General features: G+C 66.3%; 6 protein-coding genes and 1 tRNA gene. 2 read left to right on the top strand and 5 right to left on the bottom strand.

Translation table 11 applies throughout. The features are described from left to right. Positions 1–550: 550 nt before the first annotated feature. The 4 genes from RKE40_RS02790 to RKE40_RS02775 all read right to left on the bottom strand — a co-directional run bounded on the left by RKE40_RS02790 (position 551) and on the right by RKE40_RS02775 (position 3,784). Positions 551–626 (bottom strand) — tRNA-Thr (locus tag RKE40_RS02790). 114 nt (positions 627–740) lie between these two features. Continuing rightward, entirely contained in the window at positions 741–1,685 is a 945-nt protein-coding gene (locus RKE40_RS02785) for a prephenate/arogenate dehydrogenase family protein (protein ID WP_316016716.1), read from the bottom strand. Next, positions 1,682–2,788, bottom strand: a complete 1,107-nt coding sequence (hisC, locus tag RKE40_RS02780; RefSeq protein WP_316016715.1) for a histidinol-phosphate transaminase — start codon at positions 2,786–2,788, stop codon at positions 1,682–1,684. Before hisC ends, RKE40_RS02785 begins: the two co-directional genes overlap by 4 nt. Positions 2,789–2,947: 159 nt before the next feature. Continuing rightward, on the bottom strand, positions 2,948–3,784 hold the full coding sequence (locus RKE40_RS02775; protein ID WP_316016714.1) for a chorismate mutase: 837 nt from the start codon (positions 3,782–3,784) through the stop codon (positions 2,948–2,950). A 153-nt stretch (positions 3,785–3,937) separates the two neighbouring features. Here RKE40_RS02775 and metX point away from each other — a divergent pair, with 153 nt between their 5' ends. Continuing rightward, on the top strand, positions 3,938–5,119 hold the full coding sequence (metX, locus tag RKE40_RS02770; protein ID WP_316016713.1) for a homoserine O-acetyltransferase MetX: 1,182 nt from the start codon (positions 3,938–3,940) through the stop codon (positions 5,117–5,119). 2 nt (positions 5,120–5,121) lie between these two features. Continuing rightward, entirely contained in the window at positions 5,122–5,745 is a 624-nt protein-coding gene (metW, locus tag RKE40_RS02765; protein WP_291644667.1) for a methionine biosynthesis protein MetW, read from the top strand. Positions 5,746–5,959: 214 nt separating this feature from the next. On the opposite strand, the gene RKE40_RS02760 is transcribed toward metW, so the two are convergent. After that, positions 5,960–7,798: a glycoside hydrolase family 15 protein gene (locus RKE40_RS02760; protein ID WP_316016712.1), complete on the bottom strand. Its 1,839-nt coding sequence runs from the start codon at positions 7,796–7,798 to the stop codon at positions 5,960–5,962. Positions 7,799–7,823 lie beyond the last annotated feature (25 nt).

The raw sequence follows: 7,823 nt of genomic DNA, 5'->3' as shown, positions 1-7,823 counted from the left end.
AGAGCGGAAAATACGCCTCGATCCGCGCCATCTGGCGCTCGCTCAACAGAAACAAATCACCCATCACGGTACCCTCCCGGACACCGTGAATCACATCTCAAACCAAATTAATAGGTCCTGAACCTAGCTGACGATTTCACTTCGCTACAGGTCCACGCCCCCCAGCCCCCACCAACCCGTTGCCGGCTCTTTTGAAGACCCTCGGCCTTCCGACCGGCTCCACTCATGCAGCGAAGGACCCGCAAGCCACTGCGCTTCTTCAACGCGGTCAAGGCGAAGTTCGCGGGGAACGTCGACATCCCGTGAGAGCTGGGCTCGGCGGCGCCGGCTTGCGCGGCAAACACGCAGAATCGGCGATCGGCCGATGCTTGGCCAACGCGAATCCGTCGTGTTCGAGAGCGAACGGGGAAGCTATCGCGCGAGGAACTGCGAGCGCGGCAAACGAGTCGCCGTCAGAGTGCGCCCACATGCCGCATGAACCTAGGGCTTGAAACGCCCCAGGACATCGACGTCGATTTTGATCTGAAAATCAAGACCTTAGCAGGTCAAATGGTGCCGCAAGAGGGATTCGAACCCCCGACCCCCTCATTACGAATGAGGTGCTCTACCAGCTGAGCTATTGCGGCGACGGGTGGGGCTGTACCAGCCCGCCCCCCTTTTGACAAGGCGGGCAAGCACCACAAGGCGCACGGAATTCACCCTTAGCCGTGAAATTCCCGGAGCCGCAAGGCGCCGTGCCCTCAGCCCTTCCTGAGCTTCTCCGTCTCAGCCTTCTCCTGGCCGAGCGCGACGATGCCGCGGCGGATGGCGCGGGTGCGGGTGAAGTGCTTGTGCAAGGTCTCGCCGTCGCCATAGCGGATGGCGCGGGTGAGCAGCGCCAGATCCTCGTTGAAGCGACCCAGCATCTCCAGCACCGCCTCCTTGTTGGCGAGGAAGACGTCGCGCCACATCGTCGGGTCGGAAGCCGCGATACGGGTGAAATCGCGAAAACCGCCGGCCGAGAACTTGATCACCTCCGACTGCGTCACCGCCGCCAGGTCCTCGGCCGTGCCGACGATGTTGTAGGCGATCAGGTGCGGCAGATGGCTGGTGATGGCGAGGACGAGGTCGTGATGCTGCGAGCCCATCACCTCGACGATCGCGGCCATGCCCTCCCAGAACTGGCGGGTGCGGGCGATGGCGCCCTCATCGGTGCCGGGCGGCGGCGTCAGGATGCACCAGCGGTTGAGGAAGAGGCTGGGGAAGCCGGCATCGGGACCGGAGTTCTCGGTACCGGCGACCGGATGGGCCGGGACGAAGTGCACGCCCTCGGGCAGATGCGGGCTGACCGCCTCGACCACGGCATGCTTGACCGAGCCGACATCCGACAGGATCGCGCCGGGTTTCAGTACGCCGGCGATCTCAGCCGCAACCGTGCCGCAGGCGCCGACCGGCACGCAGAGCACGACATGATCGGCGTCGCGGGCGGCCTCGACGGCGTTCTCCGCGATCTCGTGGCCGAGATCGAGTTCGCGCGCGCGGCGCCGGACATCGGCGTCGCGGTCGCTCAGCACGATATGGCCAGCGAGGCTCAATTCCTTGGCCGCATGCGCGATCGAGGAGCCGATCAGGCCGATGCCGATGATGGCGAGCCGCCCGAAGAGCGGCTCGTCGCGGCGCGGCGCGAAGGTCTCGGTCGCGCTCACGCGGCCTTGCCCAGGAACTCGGTCAGAGCCGAGACGACGAGCCGGTTCGCCTCTTCGCTGCCGATGGTCATGCGCAGCGCGTCGGGCAGGCCATAGGAGGCGACCGAACGCAGGATCAGGCCGCGCTGAGTCAGGAAGGCGTCGGCCTCCTTAGCGGTCTTGCCGGCCACCTGCGGGAAATGGATCAGGATGAAGTTGGCGACCGAAGGCGTCACGGTCAGGCCGAGCTTCTCCAGCTCTGCCGTGGTCCAGGCGACCCATTTGTCGTTGTGCTCGACTGCGCTGGCCAGGTGCGCCTCGTCGGCGATCGCGGCGGTGCCGGCCTCGATCGCCGCGCCGTTGACGTTGAACGGGCCGCGGGTGCGGTTGAGCGCATCGACGACATGGGCGGGTCCGTAGAGCCAGCCGAGACGCAAGTTGGCGAGGCCATAGATCTTCGAGAAGGTGCGCGTCATCACGACGTTCTCGCTCTCGGCGACCAGTTCGAGGCCCGAGGCGTAGTCGTTGCGGCGGACATATTCGGCATAGGCCGCGTCGAGCACCAGCAACACATGGCGCGGCAGGCCGGCATGCAGGCGCTTGACCTCGTCGAAGGGCAGATAGGTGCCGGTCGGGTTGTTGGGATTGGCGAGGAAGACGATCTTGGTCTTCGGCGTCACTGCCTTCAGGATCGCGTCGACATCGGTCGTCAGGTTCCTCTCGGGCACGATGACGGGCGTGGCGCCGGCCGCGAGGATGGCGATCTTGTAGACGAGGAAGCCGTGCTCGGTGAAGACGCCCTCGTCGCCATCGCCGAGATAGACCTTGGTGATCAGCTGCAGCAGCTCGTCCGAGCCGGTGCCGCAGACGATGCGGCCGGCATCGAGCCCGTAGCGGGTGGCGATCGCCTCGCGCAGCTTGGTCGCCGACCCGTCGGGATAGAGCTCGAGCTTGCCGGCGAGCGCGCCATAAGCCGCGACAGCCTTCGGGCTCGGGCCGAGCGGGGTCTCGTTGGAGGAGAGCTTGTGCAGCTTGACGCCTGGAGGGGCCGAGGACTTGCCGGGGACATAGGCCTCGATGTCGAGGACGCCGGGACGCGGAACGGGACGGGAAGGCGTGGTCATGGCGCGGGCTTTCGGTTTGCGGTTTCCCTCGTCATCCCGGGCGGCCGGAGGGCGACCCGGAATCCATCGGAGGGCTGCGCACTCTACGATGGACCCCGGAGCTCCGCTTCGCTCCGTCCGGGATGACGAAAGAGGATCAGTTTCGGGGCAAGGAAGGGATCATGAGCGCGTGGATCTGAAGGCGAAGCGGGCGGCGTGACTGCCGATCTCGGTGAACTCGCTGAGGCCCGCCGGCTCGAGCGCGCCGCGGATCGCCTCCGGCGAGGTCTCGCCTGCTGCAGCGACCAGCAGGCCGAGATGCGAGCCGTCGGCGGCGCTGGCAGAGACTTCCGCGAGATGCTGGGCGAGGCCGGTGCGCAGGGTCTCCGACCAGCGCTCAACACGGGCGGCATAGAGCACGATCTCGCGCATCGCAGCGTCCGCCAAGGGCTTGGCGATGCAATAGACCGGAGTTCCCGCCGGATGATCCGGCCGCTCGATGAAGGGCAGGCGGGCGATGATCTTCGGCTTGTCCTCGCCGATCAGGTCGCGCCACCAGACGCCGGCGCTGGCGCCGAGATCCATCCGGAAGATGCCGAGATCGCCGGCCGATTCCGCCACCGCCCGGATCACGGCGCGGGCGTCCTCATGCGGGACGTAGGGCACCGTGAAGCCGAAATGGAAGCGGGCACTGTCGCGCATCGGGGCATCGCCGCCGGAAATGTCGGCATGGACCGAATAGTTCGCCTGCACATAGGTGAAGGTCGCGATGATGATGCGCCAGATGCTCTCGACCGTGTCGAGCGGCAGCAGGCCCTGATGGCGAAGCGCCAGGCGCTTCATCATGTCGGCCTCGCGGCCGGGACGGAAGGCGGAGCCGGAGACCTGCGTCTTCTTGATCGCGATCAGCGTCTCGATGATCGAGGAACGCTCCATCAACAGGCCGTGCATGGCCGCGTCGATGCGGTCGATCTCGCTGCGCAGATCGGCAAGGGTCGTCGGGGCGGCTTCGGTCATGGCGCCAACTTCTCTGAACTCGCGCGTCTCTTAGCGGCCGTGACGGAACTTGGCAAAGCCGTCCGCGCGCATCCGCGCGTTGACAGGGCCCGAGCGGCACGCCATCGGTTAAGTCCGCTATTTCGAACAGGTCGGGCGACAAGAAAAATCTGAATGCCAAACCGGACGATCCAGGAAGATCAGGCCCTGGCCGATGCGCTGACCGAAGCCAACCGGCCATCGAGCCTGCTGGCGCAATTCGGCCCCGAACGCGCGCTCCAGCTCGATTCCGGCGCCGTGCTGGAGCATTGGCAGATCGGCTACCAGACCTATGGGCAGCTGAATGCCGACCGCTCGAACGCCGTGCTGATCTGCCATGCGCTGACCGGCGACCAGCATGTCGCCAGCCGCAACCCGATCACCGGCAAGGGTGGCTGGTGGACGGCGATGGTCGGTCCCGGCAAGCCGGTCGACACCGACCGCTTCTTCGTGATCTGCGCCAATGTGCTGGGCGGCTGCATGGGCACCACTGGCCCGGCCTCGACCAATCCGGAGACCGGCAAGCCCTGGGGCCTGTCCTTCCCGATGGTGACGATCCGCGACATGGTGCGGGCGCAGGCCCATCTCCTCGACTCGCTCGGCATCGACAGCCTGTTCAGCGTCGTCGGCGGCTCGATGGGCGGCATGCAGGTGCTGCAATGGGCGGCGAGCTATCCGCAGCGCGTGTTCTCGGCGCTGCCGCTGGCGACGGCCGCCAAGCACTCTGCCCAGAACATCGCCTTCCACGAGGTCGGCCGCCAGGCGGTGATGGCCGACCCGGATTGGCGCGGCGGGCGCTATCTCGAGGAGAATACCCGCCCGGCCAAGGGCCTGTCGGTCGCGCGGATGGGCGCGCACATCACCTATCTCTCCGAGCCCGCTTTGCACCGCAAATTCGGCCGCAGGCTGCAGGAGCGCAGCGCGCCGACCTTCACCTTCGATGCGGACTTTCAGGTGGAGAGTTACCTCCGCCATCAGGGCGTCAGCTTCGTCGAGCGCTTCGACGCCAATTCCTATCTCTACGTGACGCGGGCGATGGACTATTTCGACCTCGCCGCCGACCATGACGGCGTGCTGGCCAAGGCCTTCGCCGGCACCAAGACCCGCTTCTGCGTGGCGTCCTTCACCTCCGACTGGCTGTTCCCGACCAGCGATTCGCGCGCCATCGTGCACGCGCTGAACGCCGCCGGCGCCTCGGTCTCCTTCGTCGAGCTGGAAAGCGATAAGGGCCACGACGCCTTCCTGCTGGAAGAGCCGAACCTGTTCGCGACGACGCGCGGCTTCATCGGCGCGGCGGCGCGGGCGCGGGGATTGTGAGCATGTCGGCGGCGGACAACCACACCAACCGCATCGACCTGCGCCTCGTCGCCGAGATGGTCACGCCGGGCTCGCGCGTGCTCGATGTCGGCTGCGGCGATGGCGAATTGCTGGCGCTGCTCGCCGAAACGCGCGGCGTCGACGCCCGCGGCATCGAGCTCTCGCGCGAAGGCGTCGCCGGCTGCGTCGCGCGCGGGCTTTCGGTGATTCAGGGTGACGCCGACACCGACCTCGCTGACTATCCCGACGATTCCTTCGACTATGTCATCCTCTCGCAGACGATCCAGGCGACGCGCAATCCGCGGCTGGTGCTGGAGCAGATGCTGCGCATCGGAAGGCGCGCCATCGTCTCCTTCCCGAATTTCGGGCATTGGCGCATGCGCAGCCAGGTCTTCTTCCTTGGCCGCATGCCGGTGACCGAGGCCCTGCCCTATTCCTGGTGGGACACGCCGAACATCCATTTCTGCACGATCCGCGACTTCGTCGTGCTCTGCGACACGATCGGCGCGGTGAAGGAACGGGCGGTGGCGCTCGACGTCGCCGGCGGCAAGGTCGGCGTCAGCGCGCCCTGGTGGTTCTGGAACCTGTTTGGCGCGCAGGCGGTGTTCCTGCTGAAGCGAGGGTAGGCGCCAGAACCTCGACCTGACCTTCTCCCGAATGGGAGAAGGTGGCGCGGAGCGCCGGATGAGGGCCTGCCCTCACCACGAAAGGCAGCGTCGGCTCCGTTGCACCCGAACAATCAGCCGCAGTCCCTCACCCCTGCCCCTCTCCCATCCGGGAGAGGGGTTCCCCGCGCTTCACCGGAAGCTATGCACTCCACCCGAGAATGACGGCGCACGCTCAGAACGCCTCTTCCCAATTGCGGCTGAGCCGCATCGCCGAATTGATCAGTCCGACCATCGAATAGGTCTGCGGGAAGTTGCCCCAGAGCTCGCCAGTCTCCAGATCGGCATCCTCGGAGAGCAGGCCGAAGCTGTTGCGGCGCTGCAGGATGCGGCCGAACAGCTCCTTGGCCTCGTCCTTGCGGCCGATCGCGTGCAGCGCATCGACATACCAGAAGGCGCAGATCAGGAAGCCAGTGTGCATGAAGCCGAAATCATCGGCCGTGCCATAGCGCAGGATCAGGTCGCCGCGACGAAGATCGCGGCCGATCGCCTCGACGGTCGCGATGTAGCGCGGATCGTCCGGCTTGACGAAGCCGAGCTCGGCGAAGAGCAGCAGAGTGGCGTCGAGATCGGTCCCGTCGAAGGTCGAGACGAAATGGCCCTTCTCCTGGTTCCAGATCCGGTCGGCGATGATGCCTTTCAGGCGCTTGGCCTCGCCGCGCCAGTATTCCTTGCGGTCGGCTCGCCCGAGCGTGCCGGCGATGCGGGCGAGCCGGTCGCAGGCGGCCCAGCACATCACGCTGGAGAAGGAGTGGACGACCTGCTTCTCGCGCAATTCCCAGGGGCCGGCATCGGGCTTGTCGAAAAGCTCGATCGCGCGCTCGCCCATGCGCTCGAGCTGGCCGAACAACGCTTCCCGACCCGGCTGGATGAAGCGGCGGTCGAAGAAGGAATGGGTGGCGGCGAGCACGACCGCGCCATAGCCGTCATTCTGGATCTGCGTCGCCGCGCCATTGCCGACGCGCACCGGCTGGTGCCCGCGATAGCCGGCGAGCTGCGGCACCTCGAATTCGCGGAGTTCGCCGCCGCGCGTTATCGGATAGAGCGGCGGCAGATGCTCGGCGCCGTTCTCCGAGAAGGTGTCGACGATGTTGGTGATGAAGCCGAGATAGTCCTCCATCGTCCGCGTCGTGCCGAGACGATTCAGGGCGTGCACGACGAAATAGGCGTCGCGCAGCCAGCAGAAGCGATAGTCCCAATTGCGCTGCGTGCCCGGCGCCTCGGGGATCGAGGTGGTCAGCGCCGCAACGATCGCGCCGCTCTCCTCGAAGGAGCAGAGCTTCAGCGTGATCGCGGCGCGAATGACCTCGCGCTGCCACTCGAAGGGGATCGAGAGCGAACGGACCCAGTCGCGCCAATAATCGGTGGTCTTGTCGAGGAACTCGCGCGAGGTCGTCTCGATCTCGGCACGCAGCGCCTCGTCGGAGCCGACGAAGAAGGAGAACGGCTTCTCGACTGCGAAAGGAATGCTCTCCAGCACATAGGAGATCGGCGCATCGGTGGTCAGACGGATGGTCTGGTCGGCCCCGACGAAGCGGACATGGTTGGAGCCGCGGGTGATCTCGTCGGGCACTTCGCCAAGACCGAGGCAGGGCTTCATCACCACGCGGATGCGGGGCCGGCCGGAGATGCGCCTGACGCGGCGCACCAGCTGCGGCGGCCGGAAGAAGCGCTCATAGCGCACGAAGCGCGGCGCGAAATCGAGGATCTCCAGCGCATTCCCCTGGTCGTCGGAGAGCACGGAGGAGAGGATCGCGGTGTTGTCGAGATAGCTCTGCTCGCAGCGGGTCATGCCGACCATCTCGATGGCGAAGACGCCCTTCTCGGGCATCGCATCCCCATCTTCGATCTTGTTGTCGATCAGCGAGCAGAAGACCGGGTCGCGGTCGAAACGCGGGAAGCAGCCCCAGACGATTCGAGCCTGCCGGTCGATCAGAGCGGCGATGGAGCAGTTGCCGATGACGCCGAGATCGAGCGAGGCCACGCCCGGCGGGGCGACGGTAGTGACAGTCATGCCTATCCCTGATGCAGCTGGTCTT

The organism is Allobosea rubneri (assembly GCF_032464875.1).
GTDB classification, from domain to species: domain Bacteria; phylum Pseudomonadota; class Alphaproteobacteria; order Rhizobiales; family Beijerinckiaceae; genus Allobosea; species Allobosea rubneri.
This window is presented reverse-complemented; position numbering and strand designations above follow the sequence as displayed.